General features: G+C 65.5%; 12 protein-coding genes. 3 read left to right on the top strand and 9 right to left on the bottom strand.

What is annotated here, in order from left to right; all coding sequences use genetic code 11:
- Positions 1-40 precede the first annotated feature (40 nt).
- Positions 41-322: a hypothetical protein gene (locus ACFFJC_RS12455; RefSeq protein ID WP_379487804.1), complete on the top strand. Its 282-nt coding sequence runs from the start codon at positions 41-43 to the stop codon at positions 320-322.
- Between the two features lie 51 nt (positions 323-373).
- Here the strand turns inward: ACFFJC_RS12455 and ACFFJC_RS12450 are convergent, their stop codons facing one another.
- The 4 genes from ACFFJC_RS12450 to ACFFJC_RS12435 form a co-directional block, all read right to left on the bottom strand.
- Positions 374-1489, bottom strand: coding sequence for an acyltransferase family protein (locus ACFFJC_RS12450; RefSeq protein WP_379487803.1), 1116 nt, complete (start codon positions 1487-1489; stop codon positions 374-376).
- A gap of 340 nt (positions 1490-1829) precedes the next feature.
- Positions 1830-4025, bottom strand: coding sequence for a GumC family protein (locus tag ACFFJC_RS12445; RefSeq protein ID WP_379487802.1), 2196 nt, complete (start codon positions 4023-4025; stop codon positions 1830-1832).
- A gap of 14 nt (positions 4026-4039) precedes the next feature.
- Complete coding sequence (locus ACFFJC_RS12440; protein ID WP_379487801.1) at positions 4040-4729, bottom strand: polysaccharide biosynthesis/export family protein; 690 nt, start codon at positions 4727-4729, stop codon at positions 4040-4042.
- Between the two features lie 120 nt (positions 4730-4849).
- Positions 4850-7528: an O-antigen ligase family protein gene (locus ACFFJC_RS12435; RefSeq protein ID WP_379487800.1), complete on the bottom strand. Its 2679-nt coding sequence runs from the start codon at positions 7526-7528 to the stop codon at positions 4850-4852.
- Positions 7529-7638: 110 nt separating this feature from the next.
- Between ACFFJC_RS12435 and ACFFJC_RS12430 the strand changes: the two genes are divergently transcribed.
- Positions 7639-8565: a M48 family metalloprotease gene (locus ACFFJC_RS12430; protein WP_379487799.1), complete on the top strand. Its 927-nt coding sequence runs from the start codon at positions 7639-7641 to the stop codon at positions 8563-8565.
- A gap of 345 nt (positions 8566-8910) precedes the next feature.
- Positions 8911-9225: a DUF4198 domain-containing protein gene (locus tag ACFFJC_RS12425; protein ID WP_080726995.1), complete on the top strand. Its 315-nt coding sequence runs from the start codon at positions 8911-8913 to the stop codon at positions 9223-9225.
- 19 nt (positions 9226-9244) lie between these two features.
- Here ACFFJC_RS12425 and ACFFJC_RS12420 read toward each other — a convergent pair whose 3' ends face one another.
- The 5 genes from ACFFJC_RS12420 to ACFFJC_RS12400 all read right to left on the bottom strand — a co-directional run bounded on the left by ACFFJC_RS12420 (position 9245) and on the right by ACFFJC_RS12400 (position 15747).
- Positions 9245-9700, bottom strand: a complete 456-nt coding sequence (locus tag ACFFJC_RS12420) for a lytic transglycosylase domain-containing protein (RefSeq protein ID WP_230588527.1) — start codon at positions 9698-9700, stop codon at positions 9245-9247.
- 68 nt (positions 9701-9768) lie between these two features.
- Positions 9769-10356 carry a restriction endonuclease gene (locus ACFFJC_RS12415; protein WP_052076584.1) on the bottom strand — a complete coding sequence of 196 codons (588 nt, stop codon included), beginning with the start codon at positions 10354-10356 and terminating at the stop codon, positions 9769-9771.
- Between the two features lie 11 nt (positions 10357-10367).
- Positions 10368-13322: a MobF family relaxase gene (gene mobF, locus ACFFJC_RS12410; protein ID WP_379487798.1), complete on the bottom strand. Its 2955-nt coding sequence runs from the start codon at positions 13320-13322 to the stop codon at positions 10368-10370.
- Positions 13319-15412, bottom strand: coding sequence for a type IV secretion system DNA-binding domain-containing protein (locus ACFFJC_RS12405; RefSeq protein ID WP_037508573.1), 2094 nt, complete (start codon positions 15410-15412; stop codon positions 13319-13321). Before ACFFJC_RS12405 ends, mobF begins: the two co-directional genes overlap by 4 nt.
- Complete coding sequence (locus tag ACFFJC_RS12400; protein WP_223178292.1) at positions 15409-15747, bottom strand: CopG family transcriptional regulator; 339 nt, start codon at positions 15745-15747, stop codon at positions 15409-15411. Before ACFFJC_RS12400 ends, ACFFJC_RS12405 begins: the two co-directional genes overlap by 4 nt.
- Positions 15748-16044 lie beyond the last annotated feature (297 nt).

Raw genomic sequence — 16044 nt, 5'->3', positions numbered from 1 at the left:
CAAGATTGCGCGCAGCGGCACAAGTCCCTATCATGCTGCGATGCAGCAAATCGGACAGCGCCGGCGAGTTCTGTCGCTGGCAGCGATCTTCGCGCTGTCAGGTGCGGCGGCGCGCGCCGTGTTCCAACTGGTCGAGACGCGCTGGCAGATCGCCACCTTCGTGGTGATCGCCCTGACGCTGGACATCGGCACGGCGGATGGCGAGACGCGGCGTTTCGGCCCGCGGTTCGTCATCCATGCGGCCTGTGCCACCGCAGCGATCGTCGCGGTCAAGTGGCACCTCGAAGGGGTCTCGCCGATGGTCCGGCATCTGCTGGCCTGACCCGGGCGCCTCACACCTGAGAGCGCCCGATCCGGCCGCATCAGTTCTCGGTCAAGATGCGTGGCCGACCCCCGGGACCGCCGGCGGTGCGCGGCGGACGGCCCGCTGCGCCCCGACCTTGCGGATCATGTTCAGCAAAGGCTTCTCCAGCAGGAAGTGGCAGGCGATGCCGGCGCCTGAGGCCAAGAGGAAGGTGGCAGCGACGACGACCTCCGCGGGCGCCGTGCCCAGCAGGAACTTGTGGTGCAGCCCGGCGAGCAGCGAGATCGCCGCGGAGTGGACGAGGTAGATCGAATAGGACGCATCCCCCAGCATCAGCGCGAAGGCCGGCGGACGCCAGCGGAAGCGGCGCTCGCACAGGGCACCGCCGGCGATCACGAGCGCGAAGCACACCCCGAGCGCGATCATCACGGGCGGCCGCAACACCGTAATGTTCATATCCGGATCCACGAACTGCAACGTCACGGCCAGCATCAGCAAGCCGGCTACGAAGACCGGCAGCGCATGGCGATCGTCGAGGCGGCGCAGCAGCCACCAGGACCCCATGCCCAGCAGGAAGTTGATGTTCCAGATGCTCAGCATGCCCCAGTCGGGCGCCAGGTATCCCCAATCGGGGAGCGGCGTGAACATGTTGCGCAGCAGGATGGCGGCGCCCCACACGCCAATGATCGTCCATCCGATCCGCCGCGAGAACAGCAGCGCCGCGAAGACGATGTAGAACTTGACCTCGAACAGCAGCGTCCAAGCCACCTTGAGCGGCATGGCCGGCATGTCGGTCAGGCTCAGCAGCGAATAGGCGCTGGCGAGGTGGATGGCCTCCCACTTGAAGTCGGCCCGCCCGAGGCCGAGCGCGGCCGCCGAGATGAAGGCGGTCAGCAGGATCCAGTAGAGCGGATAGACGCGGGTGAAGCGGCGCCAGGCGTAATGAGGGACCCGTCCGCGCATCCCGAAATCGCGCGAGTGCGCATGCATCATGATGAAGCCGCTGATGACGAAGAACAGGTTGACGCCCAGCCACCCCGTCGACCCCAGGCCGGAGATCGTCGTGACGCTGCCGTAATCGGGGCGGGCCAAGATGACCTTGGTATGGAAGATGACGACCGACTCGGCGGCCATCGCTCTCAAGAGCTGAACCCAGAGAATATTGTGCTTTGTCTCCAAAGCCATCTTCGCCCCCCACCGCAGCCGACGTTCGACCCGACCCTAGCCGAGCGGGAAACTGGATCCAAATCGGATGCAGTTCTCCCTAAGTAAAACCGATCTGATCGCAGTATTGCTTTTTCAGGCCGGAAAGTCTCGGCCTATTTGCGACGGGAGCTCGGCCGGATCGGGACTTCTCGTTAACGGTCCGGGAGAATGGCCGCACCAGCGGCTTTCGTCCCAAGGTGGTTGTGCAGGAGTGACGGCCCGATGCTCTCCCGTCGAAACCTGCGCGCTTCGCGGATCGGATTGTGGTCCGACAGCCGCTGAACGCCGCGGCCCAGACGCCAGGCCCGGGCTGGCATCGTCAGCCGTATTGCGTGGTGTAGCTCTCGTAAGTCTGGTCGTAACCGGCGACGCGGGGATCGTACTTCGTCACGATGCCGCCGATGACCTCGGCCCGGGCGCGAAGGAGACGGGTGACCGCGTTGCGGGCCTGGCCGAAGTGCGCACTGCCCGCTTCGACGACGAAGACCGTGACTTGCGCGATCGAGGCGATCTGCACCGAGTCGGCCAGGGCCATCACCGGCGGCGCGTCGAGGATGACGAGGTCGAACTCGCCCGAAAGCTGGTCGAGCAGGTCGGTCAGGGCGTTGCCGCTGAACAGGCTGGCCGGGTCCGGCGGAAGCGGCCCGGCAGGCATGTACGAGAGGTTGGGCTCCGCGCTACGGACGATCACGCTGTTGTGGTCGTTCATGCGCGCGAGGACGCTGGAGAGACCGGGGGCATCCTTGGCGCCACCGAAGAAGGTCGTCAGCGACGGCCGCCGCATGTCTGCATCGATGAGCAGCACCCGCCGTCCCACCTGCGCGAAATCACGGGCAAGCGCATAGGAGGTGGTCGACTTGCCCTCGCCCATGGCACTGCTGGTCACCACGAGCGAGTGGGGCAATCCGCGGTTCGAGGACAGCTCCACCGCGCTGCGGATGGAGTGGTAGGCCTCGCTGATCGCCGACTTCTGCGAACGCAGCGCCTCCAGGATGTCGCCATCGGCCACGGCCGGGACGATACCGATCAGCGGCAGGTGGAGCTTGGTTTCCACGTCGCGCGGATCGCGGATGGCATCGTCGAGCTTTTCGCGTCCATAGACATAGAGGAACGCGAGGATGAAGCCGATGCCCAGCGCCGCGGCCAGGTTCAGCTTCTTGCGCGGCGAGGACGGCTTGAGCGGCGGGTCGGCGCGATCGACGATGGTGATGTTGTTGTTCGCCACCCCCGCTTCGGCGCTCAGCTCCTTGTAGCGGGCCAGCAGGCCCTCGTACATCTCGCGGTTGGTGTCGACCTCGCGCTTGAGGATCGTGTAGTGGACGCTGCGGTCCTGCTCCGACAGCGTGTCCGTCTTGAGCGAGTTGAGCTGGCGTTCGATCGCCTGCTCCTGCTTGCGCGCGGTGAGGTACTGGTTGCGGATGGAGGCCCTGATGTTCTCCGCCAGCGCATTGGCGCGCTTGTCGAGTTCCGCGATCTGCGCCTGCGCCTGCAGTACGGTCGGATGGTCGGACCGCATGTGCTGCTGCATTCGGCTCATGTCCGCATTGAGCTCGGCACGCTTCTGCAGGAGCTGCTGGATCGCCAGGTTGCTGAGCACTTCGGGAAGGTTGGTGACGGGCACCCCGCGGGCCTGCTCCCAGCGCTGCTCCGCCTCAAGCCGCGCCGCGTTCGCCTGGGCGTAGGCCTGGTTGAGCTGGACGAGGTTCGCCGTCACCAGCGAACGCGGACCTTCGGGCGATCCCACCTGGGCCGCTCCGGCGCTCGCGTCGATGAGGCGGGCGGCGCGCGAATAGCTGATGAGATCGCGCTCGGACGCTTCGAGGCGCTGCTTGGCCTTGTCGAGCTGGTTCTTCAGGAAATCGCGCGAGTAGTCCCCGGTCGAGAACTTGCGCTGGATGTTCGCCTGGATGAACTGCTCAGCATAGGCATTCGCCACGCGCGCGGACAGATCCGCATCGCGGGTGCTGAAGGCGATCTTCAGGACGCGGGAATTCAGCGGCAGGTCGGCGGAGAGATTCTTCTGCACCGTGGTCAGCAGCAGTTCGTGCTTCTCCGCAGGCGTCAGGTCCTCGACGCTGGTGATGCCGATGTCTTCCAGGAAGGCCGTGCTCTTGTCGAGACCGAGCCGGTCGATCACCTGCTTGGCCATGCCGCGGCTCTCGAGGATGTCTAGCTGGGTCTGGAGGAACCGCTCCGCGTCCGACCCGCTCACGATCGGCTCCATGTCCTCGGTGCCGAGAACCTTGGCCGTCTGCTGGTCGATCTGGACGCTGGCGGTCGCCTGGTAGATGCGCGGCATGAACACGATCGAGGCGATGCCGGCCAGCAGCGCGATGGTCAGGATGATGCTGACGGCGATGCGGTGCCGGTAGATCGCGCTCCAGATCACGCGGACATCGAAGGTGCGCCGGCGCTGCTCGTCGGCGACGAGCAGGCGATGCTCGTCCGCAGGGTCCGCCAGATCGCCGGGTTCGAGTTCGTAAGGGCGGCCGCTGGGCATGCTGGCTTGGCGCATCGTGGTTGTCCGGATCAGAACTGAGCGAAGACGTTGAGCAGCGGAGCGGCCTTGAGAAGGTCGTTCCACGCCTGCTTGGAGTTTGAATGCCCAACGATGATGATGTCGCGACCCATGACCGCGGGGTCGGGATCGGTGCCGCTGCGGATGCGCGTCAGGTCGAAGGCGGCGGCCATGCGCTTGCCGTCGATCTGGCGGATGATGATGACCTCGCGCAGCCGCGCGTTCTGGCTCTCGCCCTTGGCGAGCGCGATCGCGTCGAGCAGCGTGTAGGTGCCGCGGAACTCGTAGACGCCCGGCTCCATGACGTCGCCCTGCACGGTCACGCGCTGCGACACCGAACTGGTGACGAGGACGGTGACCTGCGGATTGACGTAGTAGCGGTCATAGAGCTGCGCCAGCTGCTCGGAAAACTCCGTCGCGGTCATCCCGCTGACGTGGACGCGCCCGATCAGCGGCAGCGCGACGTTGCCCACGGCGTCCACAGGGACGCTGGTTCCGGAGATCTCGGGCTCGTTGAAGACGGCGATGTTCAGCGTGTCGAGCGGCCCGATCACGTACTCCCGCGCAGCCTGCTCGGCAGTGGCCGCCGGAATGAGGTTCTGCGCCGCCTCCCCAGTGCGGACCTGCGGGCCCACGTAGCTCGGAGTGCAGCCCGTCAGCGCCACCATGCTCGCAGCCAGCAACCAACTTGGACGAACCATGGTGTTCAATTCCCCAGAACCCTTGAACCTGGCCCGTGCGCCGTCAGCACGCGTCGAGCGATGGTGCCACCTATGCCCCGTGACTTTGCCAATGTCTCTCAAAAAGTCCGAAATTCGAAATCATGATCCATTCAACGCCGCCACCGTGGCATCGTCGATCCACAGGGAGTAGGGGCCACTGTCCTGAGCGGAGATCGTGATCTCGAGCCGCTGCCCGGCGCAGTCCGGCGGTACCGCCACCCGCGCCGAGGCCGAGAGCAGGTCGTCCGCGCCCGCTTGCCACGCGAGCGGCAGGGCACCTTGGGGGCCCTCTGCCCCCAGCGCTGCGACCGCGGCGCCGGCACGGTCGAGGCAGACCAGTCTCAGCCCGATCCCGCGAGCGACGCGCGGCTCGCGCGCGAGGACCGAGAAACCGATTCGGTACATGCCGGGATCCAGCGCCAGCGTCTGCACCAGCACCGCACCCGATGCGACGCCGCTGGACGAGATCGCGGCCGCCCGGCCCGAGAGCGGCGGCGAAGCGCGCTCGGGACGAACGCTGACGCCGGACATGCCCGTGGCCTGCCAGACGTAGGGGCCGGTCGCGACCGTGAAGTTCTCCTGCTCCTCGAAGCCAGGGTCGGCGATGGCGCCACGCCCGCCGCTGGCGCGCCAGACCTCGCGCGCCTCCGCGAACCTCCCGTCCTTGCCGAGGTAGGCCCGCACCAGGGCGGTCTCATGCGGCTGCGGCGGCTTGGGCCCGCGGCGCAGCTCGCCCAGCAGCGCAAGGAGGTCCCCCAGCGCGTAGTGCCGCGAGCGGGCGGCGGTATTGAAGAACGTCGCCCGCCAGCCGGGATCGTACCCCAGCTGTTCCGCCAGCGCATGCCGCCCCTCCGGCTGGGCGATCAGCGGCGGCAGGACGGCGATGACGGTATCGAACGCGACCCGCTGTCGCAGCAGGGCGTCCAAGCGCTGGACCGCAAAGCCGGTGGCGCCGGCGGCGAGCCCCTGCTCCGCCAGCCAGAGCTGCGTGACTCCGTCGCGCCAACCCAACTGCGCCCCCACGCTCAGCAGCGTCGCGGCCCCTTGCGCATCGCCCGTCTGCAGCCGCGAAACGCCTTCCACGCGCAAGGCGCGCGCATCGAGAGGGCTCAGCGACAGCGCCCGACGCGCCGCCTGCGAGGCCGCCGCCGGGTCGCCTGCGGTCTGCAGCGCGCTGGACCATGCCGACCAGGCCCGCGCATGGAGGGGCTGGAATCGCACGGCGAGATCGGGGCGGTCGGCTCGCAGCCAATGCTCCGACCAGCACACCGCGCTGGCCCAGAGGGCGAGCAGCGCCACGAGCACGATCCGTCCCATCCGAACCCAACGGGGCGGCACTGTCGGGGCCGCGTTCCCCGCGGGCGCCACCTTGGAATGCGACTGCCTACCGAGGAGACCGAGCAAGGCCCCCGCGAGCATGCTCATCGCCATGCCGTGGAGCGGGTAGTCCACCAGGCTGGAGCCGGCGATCAGGACACCGGCGAGAGCGACCGCCAGCGGCGTGCGCCGCTCAAGCCGGTCGGTGGCGTCCCGGCGGGCCCGGGCGATCCAGTACGCGGCGAGCGCGATGGTGGCGACCAGCAAGACGGCTGCCGGCAGACCGCCCACCAGCAGCCATTCGAGGAAATCGTTGTGCGCGCGGTTGACGACGAGCGGGCTGACCTGGTTGACCGGCTCGACCGTCTGGTAGACCTCGCGGAAGGTGCCGAACCCGGTCCCCAGCGGGAGGGCTTCGCGCGCCGCCAGCCAGGTGTTGGCCCAGTAATCGAGACGGGCGTCGTCCGCCGCCGACACGTAGCGCTGCCGCAGGACCCCTGCGAGGGGGGTCTGCGCCAGCACAGTCATGACCGCTGCCGCGCCCACGCCGGTGAGAACCAGGTCCCGCACGCGCAGCTGGCGCGTCCGTGCCAGCAGGAACGCCCCGACCAGGGCGATCGGCAGCATGAACACGCCCGAGCGCGACAGCGTGGCAAGCACGCCCACCGCCATGAGGCCGACAAGGCACGCGCGCGCCGCCTGCACTGCCGCACCGTCGTCGCGGCCGGCGAGGCGCACCACGCCCGGCAGCACCGCGAGCAGCATGGCGATCATCAGGAACACCGCGGTGTGATTGCGGTTCACGAACAGCCCCACGGCCACTCCGCGATGCGTCGTGCCGTAGAAGATCGGCGCGGTGTCGGCACCGGCACCGAATTGCGTCACGCCCAGAAGCGCATTGAACGCTCCCACGGCCACGATCAACCGCAGCACGGAGATCCGCCGCCGCGACGAAGCCACTGCCAGGAGCAGCAGCGCGGCGAGCGACGGCAGCACGTCGAGGAGCGACTCGAGCGTCCGGCCCGGGGCAAGGCTCCAGGCCCGCCAGGGCGCCAGTCCCGCCGCTTGCACCACGCTTGCGGCCACGGCGTGGCCGGGCAGGTTCGCCCAGAGGCCTTGCGGAAGCGGAACCGCTTGCGCCAGCACGAGCAGCCAGAAGCTTCCGGCCAGCCAGAGCCCGGACCGGGCCACCCCGGGCAGACGCGACCACGGATGGCGCGAGAGCACGAGGGCGATCGCCGACAGCGCCAAGAGGAAGAGTATCCAGGACAGCAGCGGATAGGCCGTGCCCGCCCCGCCCAGCAGCAAGGATGCGCCGACGAAGATCAGCGCCGGCCGGTCACCGCGCGTCCACCGGGCCAGGATCTGCGAACCCGTCCCTTTTGCCGACTTGCCCCGTCCCGTCTTTTGTCTGAAATCCGCCATGTCCGGATCGACGTAGCCAAGTAGTCCGGGCGCCACAACTGGCAGCGAGACCGCATGCGATGATTGATCTTCAAGGGGTTGCGCAAAGGCGACCTTCCACCGTCGGCCGCGCTGCCCGCGCCGGCGCGGCTCTGGCGCTGGCCTTGGTGGCGACCGGTGCGTCGGGCACCCCGGCCTCGCCGGCTGCACCCACGCCCCGATCCATGGCCGCGGCGGAGCCGGCGTCGGCGACTCTGCGGGTGGCGACCATCGGCTACCGCCTCGCGCTCGCCGCCGCCGATCGCTGCCCCGAGCGCACGATGCTCACGGGCCTCGTCTTGCACGACCGCGCCGCTTACGACGAGCGCATGCGCGGCGAATTGGGCGGGCTGGGCTGGGGCTTCGGGTTGCGCGACCGCGTTGCCGGCAGCCCGGCGGACGCGGCTGGTTTGCGGCCGGGAGACGAGATCGTCGCGCTCGAGGGTCAGGACATGCGCGCCTACCGCCGGGGCCTCGTGACGGGCGACGGCACCTTCGCCAGGACCGAGGCGTTCACGGCATTGCTCGCGGCGACGCTTCAGGATCGGCCGGCGCAGTTGCGCGTCCTGCGGGCGAACCACGAGAGCGACGTCATCGTAGAACGGAGGCCGGGCTGCGCCGTGGGGTTCACGCTCGTGGCGGGGCGCTCGCTCGACGCCTGGACCGATGGCCGCTACCTCGCGGTAACGGAGGCGCTGGCGCAGCGCGCCGACGACGATGCCCTCGCCTTCGCCATGGCGCACGAGCTCGCGCACCTGGTGCTGGGACATACGAGCGGGCCCGAGCGCCCTTTCGCCGCGTTCGGCTTCGGTGCGGGACCGGCGCGCCGAGAGGAAGCCGATGCGGACCGGCTTGCGATCGGCCTCGCCCACGATGCCGGCTACGATCCGGCCGGGAGCCTGCGACTCTTCGAGGTCCTGCGCCGCGGCGGCATGCTGCGGTTCGGCCTGACGCACCCTTCGATCCGCGCGCGCATCGCCATCGTGACCGAGGAGATCGCGCGCCTGTCAGCCCCCGCCCCCACTTCCGAACCGGCGTTGCCAACGGGACTCTGAAGTCCGTTCGCGCAGACCGGCGCGACGTCGCGCCGCAGACGGAACGGTGACCCTCCCCCAAGCGGCGAGAGGCCCGCCGCGGGGTATCGGGGCCTGTTGGTGTGTGTGTGTGTTTGTGTATGGTTGCGGGGGAGGGATTAAACCGGGACCGATACTCGAGTTCGTCTCCAATGTCGGCAGCGGTGTTTGCGGGGAACTACAACTGCCGACGTCGCCATTCTCTAGAAGTCGCAATCTGAATAAATTGTAGAAGTCCGCTTAACCGTCCTTGTTTGTGCCTCGCAACCGGAGTGGGCCATGGCGCTAGGGTGAACGGCTGGAGGATGCCGGCGCTGCTGCCTTAAAATATGCGGGGCACAGCGTTCAAAATTCGATCCGCTTTGCAACGCGACATCGATCACTACAGCGCAGCCCTTCACGATTAAGGTCCTGTACAGCGGCAAGGGGCTGGCCAACGCCGACGTGAGGTTGTTCCAGGAAGCCGGGTTCTATGATGGAAAGAAAGTGGCGGCCGACCTCCACACCAATGCGTCGGGCAAGTTCACCGTTACCTCGCCGGATGCCGGTCGCTATCTTCTGCTCGTGCGCCACCGCGACATGGCACCCTCGGGCGCCGCAGCCCACTACTATAGCTATTCCTTCACGCTCGCAGCGATGTAGCTGGCCAATGTTTCCAGCGTTAATTATGTGTCCGCATCGGCTCGTGAAAGACGCTCTCGCCAAAGCGAATTTTCATCCGACGTGCGACCGAACCTGAATATCTGCGCTGCCGCCAAGTAGTCGGACTGTGATAAAGGCCAATTGCCGCCCAGTAATCTTTCGCCGCTCGTAGGCCGGAGAGAAAGATCCATCGCGCAGCTTCGGCGTTGAAGCAGGGATCGAAGCGCAGCCAATGTCGTACCTGCAATTCGGAGTGCCCGACTTGCGCGGCGATGCGCGGCACCCACCAGCTGTTGATCTGCAAGGGGCCAAGATCATGCGAGCCATTGCTATTGCGGACTTCAGCTCCGATCCAGCCTGCTTCCTGGTCTCGCAGGCCCCAAAGCGTCTTCTCCAGCCACGCATGACCCATCGACGCGTGACGGATGCAGGTAGCTATACGCTGTTCCTCCTGCACTTTTTCGGGCGCGGCCATGGCCCGTTCCGGCGATGCTGCCAGCAAGGCAGTGACTGCCCATGTCGTGCTCGAGAGAAGGCGCCACATCACCGTGCCCGCCACGGCGTGGCTCGATGAGATTTCGCGGGAAGCACGGCACGGCCTGGTACTTCAGCCACTGCTATCGGGCCGCCTGTCACCAGGGCAAGCAGCCTCCGCCCGGATAGGATCTCGACGTGGCTGCTGTTACCGATGGATTCTCGGCTCTGCGGCCCTGTTCGGCCGGTATGGATGAAAAGGCCGCGACAGTTGCTGGCCCGGCACAGCGCATTGAAGGCGCTGACATGTTCGGGCCGGATGGCCGTTGCATAGCGCTTGGCCTGGATGAGCCACAGAGCGCCGTCGATCATCACCTTTCCATCAATGCCGCCATCGCCAGTGTAGCGATGGTTTCTGATGACCCTGAAACCACGACGCTCCAAACTTTCGAGCAGCAATTCCTCAAAGGCGAGCGGATCCATGCTTCTTAGCCGGGCGTAGAGGAGCTGGGGCGGTTGCAGGCGATCACGGCGGCGCAGTTGCTGCACCATGAACCTTGCCTGCCTGCGACGCCAGCGATGCCGCAAGGGCACGTGAAAGCGGTGCAGGACAAGGGCCAGGAGCATCAACGCGACAGCGAGCAGGATGAGGAGCATGGGACGAGCCTCTATCGTTCGGGACCGTGGGAGGGTTCGGGTTGAGGTGCGGGGGATGGCGACTGCCGTTCAGCATGCGTCGCCGGGGGCTCGATCCGGGTGCGAGCACGATCGAGAATACCCTCGAGAAACCGGTAGAGGACCTGCGCGACGCTTCGGGCGCCTTCCGCGATATACTCTGCTGTCCCTTGCGGTCCGCGATCCCGGTGAGACAATTGCCTTTCAAGGGCGCGATCTCCACGCGACGCCCGGTCCTTTTCCTGTTCGGCCTTCAGCGTTGCCAGGCGCGCGCGCTGCCGGTTCGTGAACGGGCCGACGCGGTCCTGGTCCATGCGTCCAAGGCCCTCGGTGGAGGAGGTCTTCTCACCCGACTGTCGCTCCAGCTTGGCGACAAGTTCCTTGACGTTGTTCGTCCAGAGCCTGACGCCGTACTTGGCGCGCGTAATGGCAGTGTAGAAGTTCTGGGCACTAACCAGCGGCGAGTCCACGGGCGCCAGCAGGAAGACCCGCGGATAGGTCTTCGACTGGGAGGAATATACCGTCTCGGCATAGCCATGGTCCCAGGTCTTGTGCTCTGTCAGGTTGACCTGCTGTACACGGCCGTCCCGGTCCCATCGTATGGTGGCGAGGTCGCCGTCCAGCTTTTCGACCGTGCCGCGCTCGGCGTTGCGCAGATCGAGATCGCGATTGACCAGTCGCCACTGGATACGATCCCCCTCGGCCAGATCACGCTCTTCGGGGTTGAAGACATTGATGTGCCGGGCCCGTGTCGTCTGCGGATCCCAGCGGATGATGCGACCCTGTTCATCGACAAGGCGCACGACCTGCCGGCCGTTGGGCTCCCGTCCGAGCCCTACGACGCGATAGTCCGTGTGCCGGGCAACGCCGAGACCAGCGATGTCGCGGTCGAAGCGCACCACCTGCCCTGCTCCGTAGAAGCGGCCCATATGTTTTTCGATATCGGTGAAGCCTGCCGGGGCAAGGATCGAGAGCCTGCTGTCTTCGGCTGCCAACCCATTCTCGTTCCTGAGCGCTTCGCGGATCTTGCTGTTGACGATGAGGCGCGTGGCGTTGTCGAGCACGAGGATGTTGGTGCCCGCACGGGAGTCGGGCTTGAGCCTCACCCAGGCGTTGACCACCATCGCGGCCATGGCCTCATTGTCGGTGACGGTCGTCACGCTGTCGAGATTCTTGAGCGACTGCTCGAAATTGCCGGCCCTCGCCTGAGCGACCGCTTCTTTGATCGTACGGGTTTCCTGGCGAACCGCCTCGGTCAGTTCCACCACCGGCAATCCCAGCCGGCGCATCAGCCAGAAGGGCTTGCCTTGTTCGATGGCGCCGGTCTGCTTCTCGTCACCAAGGAACAGGAGCCTTGCTCCGGTTATCCGGCTGATCTCGAGCAGCCTTCTAGCCTGACGGTTGCCAAGCTGACCGGCCTCGTCGAGCACGAGCACATGGCGATCCGTTATGCCATGGCCGCCACGCGCTACAAAGCTGGCGACCGTGTGCGCCTCGATACTGGCCTTTTGCCCCAGTTCCGCAGCCGCCGATGATGTGGGCGCCAATGCTATCAGCGTCGTTCCTGGTTCCGCCGCTTCGCCCAATACCCGCACCAGTGTCGATTTGCCCGAACCGGCAACGCCGTGGATTCCGGTGACGCGATCCCGTGACATAGCGGTCTCGACCAGGGCCCGCTGCTGCTCCGCATTGAGTGTCGTCTTTTCCAGCACGGCCAAGAGCCGGTCGCCCGACGCGATCGGCCGGGCGTCGTCGAGGCCAAGTGCAATATGTTGGGTAAGCGCCAGTTCCAGCCGCCATGACTTGCGGGTGGTGCGTCCATGCGTGAGTACCCTGTCGCCCGTTTGCTCGTGGGTCGGCAGCAGTTTTCGCATGAGTTCATGCATCGCGACCCGAGGACGCAGATCCTCCAGCCGCATTTCCCCGACATGGGCTGCGAGCCCCGTGCGCAGGATATCGCCGAGATTGTTGACGGCTTCGGCGGTTTCGAGTTGCCGCAGGCCGAAAAGGGCAGCGCGTGAAGCCGTGCGTTCGGTAGGGGGAGAATGTTGCCCCTCCCGTTCGCGTGCAACGGCAGCGATTTTATCAAGCGTGTCGAGTTGGTCGCCAGTCCGTTCATGCCATTGTACAGTAAGTTCTTGCGCGCCGATCTTCACCTTGGCCTTGCGGGTGGCATAGAAGGAGGCGCGCTGGGCCTTTTGGCCGACCAGGCCATGTTCCCGGGCATGCTCCTCGATCGCCTCTGCGCGCTGCGAGAAGCGCTCGATGAGCTCCTTGGGCACGCCCCGTATCTCGAATAAGCCAGTGCGAGGATCGAACTCGACCTCATAACCAGCCTCGCGGAGGCTGAAGGCGAGCGCATTGCGATAGATCTGCCCGGCGACGCGCTGCTCACCATACATGACGCGACTTTCCAGGCTCGCCATCGGGTCGCCATCCTGGCGATTGGTCATGTTGAGAACGACCAGATGGGTATGGAGGTGCGGGTCGAGTTCCCGGCTGCCATGCTCGGTGAAGCGCGTGACGAGAATGCGCCCCGTGGTCTCATGAACGATCTTGCCTTCCTCGCGGCGGCGAAGTTGTGCCTGTTCCTCCAGATAGGTGATGGCAGCTGTGACAGCATGTTCATGCGCGGCGAGCACTCGCTCATCCCCTGCCACCAGCGCCATGATGGATACGGATTTCGGGGCATTGACGGCAAAGTCCCAGCCGGGATGATGCTGAATTTGCCCGTCAGTGCGGTGTCGCCCCAGTTGCTGATCGCCGACTTTGCCGGCAAGCAGGTCACGAAACTGCCTGGCGTCGACGGGACCGGAAAGGCCGAGGTCGGCAGCAAGTTTGCCACCCCATTCGGACGGCTCGTTGCCGCCCTTGGTATAATAGTCGCCAACCGTATAATATCGGGCGATATTGGCGGGCTTGCCGTGGAGACGTTGCGGCTGGATCATGCCGGTCGCGACGGTTCGCGCGGACCATCGTCCCGCTCATGTTGCACCAGGTCGGAGCGGATTTCGCCCTGCTTGCCCGCCAGGATCGTCCAGGCGAGCCGGGGCGGAACCGGAAGGTCAGCGTCCTCCTCGTTCAACAGGATGTCTTCAACCCGCTGCGCATCGACGTGCGGCTCAGGCGGCTGGAACAGGTCCCGTTGCTGCGGCGGAGATTGCGGCGGTTGTTCACCGCTCGGCGGCTCGTCTGGGGAACTGGCCGGCGGTTTCGCGGGCGGCGGCGGTGTTTGCGCCGCTTCCCGCTCGATCACCTCTCGGACGCGCGCTTCGGCGTGAGCGATCCGGACGAGCTTCTTCGCCTTATCGATCTGAATGGGGGACTCCGTACGCTCGAGAAAGGCGGGGCCGAGTGAAGGAATTTCGTTGAAACGGCTGTCGAAGCGGACAACCGGCAGATTGCGGCCGAAGCGCAGAAATCCGACCAGGTTGGGCAGGTTGGTGACTTCGGTCGGCATCACCAGCGGCCGCGTCACCTGCATCCGCGAGAGGTTGACGCCATCACGCATGTCGTTGACGCCATAGGACATGCCCTCATTGGCCTCGACCTGCTCGACCTGACCCAGATTCTCCGACACATGTTTGGCCGTCGCGGTATCGTTGGCCCGTAACGCTACCCATGTGGAACAGTAGCCGGTGATGGCAGCGGCATCCTGAATGCCGTAAGTGGCTTCAAGCTGGGGATAGGACTGGAACCCCAATATGCCGCAGCCGCCATATTTGCGGGCCCGGGCAAGGAAGTCGGACAGTGACGGCAGCTTCTGGAGCGTCGGCAGCTCGTCGATCACGCAATAGAGGCGGCGATCGCGGTCGGGCGTGAGGCTCATGATCGCGCTGATCGCGATATCGAGCCAGACGGTGATCAGGGGCCGCAACGACGGCAACTGATCTGCCTTGACGGTGATGAAGAGCCAGCTCCCTTCCTGCCCCTTCTCCACCCAGTCGCGGATCGAAAAGCCATCTTCGGTATCGTCGAGATACCCGAAGCTGCGCATGACCGACGCGAGTTCCGCTTGAATGCCTGCCGACGTCCTTTCACCTTCGGTGCTGATAAAGGCTGCTGCATCCGTCCCGGACACGAAAGCGGCGAGATCCTTGAGTTTGGAGCGTAGCAGCCGGTCGAGCAGCACCGAGACATAGGTGTGCTTCTGCCGCGCGACCTTGCGCATGACCGCGACTAGGGTGCCTCGCGCGGCCTTGGCCCAGAATGGATCGCCATGCTTGTCGGGGATCGTCGACTCGGCGATCTGATCATAATGATAGTCGCGCGGCACATCGACCCAGGGCGACCAGCGCGCCGTGCGCTGGTCGAGCGGATTGAGCAGCATGTCCGTGCCTTGGCGATAGAATTTCTCGACGAAAGTACCCGCCGTGTCATAGACGATCGCTCGCCTTCCCGACTTGCGAATGCCATCGAGCATGCCGTTGATGAGGTTGGTCTTGCCTGTCCCCGGCGCCCCGCACAGAAGGATATGTTCGGGTTCGAAGGCTTCCGGGACCGGGACATTGCCTACGATCAACGGTCCCTTGCCTTGCCGCCAGAGTGCGCGCTTCACTTGCCTGATGGTACCGAAGCGGGCGCCGCGCAGATATTCGTTGGAGCCAAGGCCCCTGCCCGTCCGCGTGAAGTAGAACCAGGCCCATCCGAGCATGGCGAGGGTGAAGAGCCCGGATAGAAGAGCGCCGTGCAGAAGATAGATCTCGAACTGGTGCAGCGTCTTCTTTGCCAGGGTCGAAGCGGCCAACCAGTCCGCGGACGTCCAGTAGGATTGGCCTGTCGGCGTGCGAAACTGGACCGGATCGTTGGGGCCGCCCGCTGCGTCGACCTTGATCATCGCCTCCGCGAGCTTGACCAGCACGAAGCGCTCATATTCCGTCGATTTTTCGAAGGCATACCAAAGCGTGCCGATGATCCAGATGATCAACCCGGCCAGCATGGTCTGGTAGAAGACCTGAGTGGTCATGCGGACATTGTGGACGATCGCTTGCCCGCCCCGCGTCCACGATCCCAGCGTATCGTTCCGGAAAATGCTCATGGGCGATCCGCCTCCCCGAGGAGGCCGCGCTCCAGAAGTATGGATCGCGCCTGGGCCATGCCTTGTTCGAGGGCCTTCGGCGACTGCTGGCCCACGGAGGTCGCCAGGATCGAGAGTATCTGGATGGAGGTGGCGAGGATTTCATCTTGCGAGGAGAAGACGTAGCGCTTGCGCTCGTCGACCGCCTGTTCCAGCGCCTGACGGATAAATCCTGACAGAGAGAGGTTCGCGCCACGCGCGCGTCGCATCAATGTTGAGTGCAGCGACTCGTCGAGGCGAAAGTTAACCTTGGGCACGCGATAAATCTCCCAACGGGAAACCTTCGCAGATGTCATGAAGCCCTGATGATTTATCAAAACGTTCGCTCAGGCGCAACCGTCCCAGTATCCATTACTCATAATCATGTGGTTATTCGTTGATTAGGGTGGGTCGTGTCCCGCGAGGTTCCCTAATCGCCACTGTCAACAGCTGATCTCTTATGCGGTTCGTCACGCGCGTGGTGGGCTCCAGGGTTCTCTCCGCGGTCGTCGCGCTGGACGCCGCATGTTAGCGTTCAAAGTAGGGTGAATCTAAGTGGTGTGCGCGGTCCGTGCCGCACTCGCGGGAACGATTTCACCCTCGCTAAGCGTCCC

It is taken from the genome of Novosphingobium soli (assembly GCF_042432915.1).
Lineage (GTDB): Bacteria > Pseudomonadota > Alphaproteobacteria > Sphingomonadales > Sphingomonadaceae > Novosphingobium > Novosphingobium soli.
Note: the sequence above shows the minus strand (reverse complement) of the source record. Positions and strands in the feature narration are given on the sequence as shown.